Genomic DNA, 1,334 nt, shown 5'->3' with positions numbered 1-1,334 from the left:
GGCTCTTCATCGTTCATGGTGGAAAGTCATATCAAGTCCCCCAAAATAGAACAGTATCGCTGTCTTGAACCGTTGTTTGTTTCTAAAGCCTTTGGCTCTAAGCTTCATGTACTGGATTTTGGCATTTATAGCTTCCGCCAGGCCATTCGATGCCTTCAGCCGCATTGCATTAAGGATTGCTGGTAAGTGCTTTTTCACTGTCGCCGCTGCTGTCATCAATGGTTTAATTCCACTTGCTTTAACTAAAGCAAGCCACTCTAGCCATTGATTCCTTGCGCTTCTGATCGAACATCCGTACCAGATTAGTCTTGCTTGCTCTTTGAGCAACCAGCTAAGGCTTGTATCTATCATGAGTTTGGCCAATCTGTTTATACGCTCTCTCAGGCGACCGGTGAGGTTTCTATTTCTTTTGAGCCAGCCATAACGCGTTCTGTAGCACTCTCGTTTAAGGTATGGCGGTAGACGATTAACCTCTTGTTTGCGAACATCGTCAACAGCTTTGGTGAGCACTTTTGCCACGTGGAAATGATCAACTGCAATCAGGCGTTTAGATCGTGAGCCAAAGAAGGACTCGGTTGCATTCATGAAAGCTTGGCTCATATCCATCGAGACTGAACGGACCTGTTGTTTCGCGATGTTAGGCAGCACTCGATAGCAGTTTGCTAAGCTTTGTTCACTTTTACCGTCGGCAACAGCGAGGACTTGACCCGTTCGGCTCGACATCACCGTGACATAATCATGCCCTCGGCAAAAGGCAGTTTCGTCTACCAATAGATCTTCTACCTTATTTAAATTTCTCCGGGCGAGCCCTCGTGAAACAGCTCTTTTCATTATCCGATCAATGGCTCCCCAACTCAGTCGAAAGGCTTTAGATACAGAGTGAAGAGAAGTGAACTGAAGTGTTTCAATAATCTTTGTCTCAAAGAGTTCGGTATAACGACTTCCAGGAGATGCCCAAGGAACAGAAGCGGTCTGAACCCCGTGCTTTGGACAGTCAGCACGTGGGACTTGGGCCTCAAGATATGTTTCGTATTGGCATGTATCCAAATGACGCCATATCCGCTTTCTAGAGTCATGCTTTCTTACCGCTTTCGAGCATGTTGGGCAAGCAACGCCTGAATGACTTTCGTACATGATAGTCACGGTAATACGTTGGCTCGTTTCATCCACCTGGACAGAGTCGACAGTCCACGGCGGAATCAGTCCAAGGATCGCTTGATAGAGTGCTGTATCTTTCATCTGATTCAGGGCTCAAGTGCAGAGTGTTTACTTATTGTCCAGTTAATCGGAAAACTTGAAAAGAAACACTTTCCACCACATCCGGTGAAGAGCCA

General features: G+C 46.4%; 1 protein-coding gene. It reads right to left on the bottom strand.

All coding sequences use genetic code 11. The annotated features are described in order from the left end of the window. Nucleotides 1-6 precede the first annotated feature (6 nt). Complete coding sequence (locus tag BGL48_RS11395) at nucleotides 7-1,239, bottom strand: ISL3 family transposase (RefSeq protein ID WP_069362753.1); 1,233 nt, start codon at nucleotides 1,237-1,239, stop codon at nucleotides 7-9. Nucleotides 1,240-1,334: the final 95 nt, after the last annotated feature.

This window comes from Salinivibrio sp. SS3 (genome assembly GCF_001722105.1).
In the GTDB taxonomy this organism is placed as follows: Bacteria; Pseudomonadota; Gammaproteobacteria; order Enterobacterales; family Vibrionaceae; genus Salinivibrio; species Salinivibrio kushneri.
The sequence above is the reverse complement of the archived record's forward strand: the minus strand, read 5'-3'. Positions and strand labels throughout refer to the sequence as shown.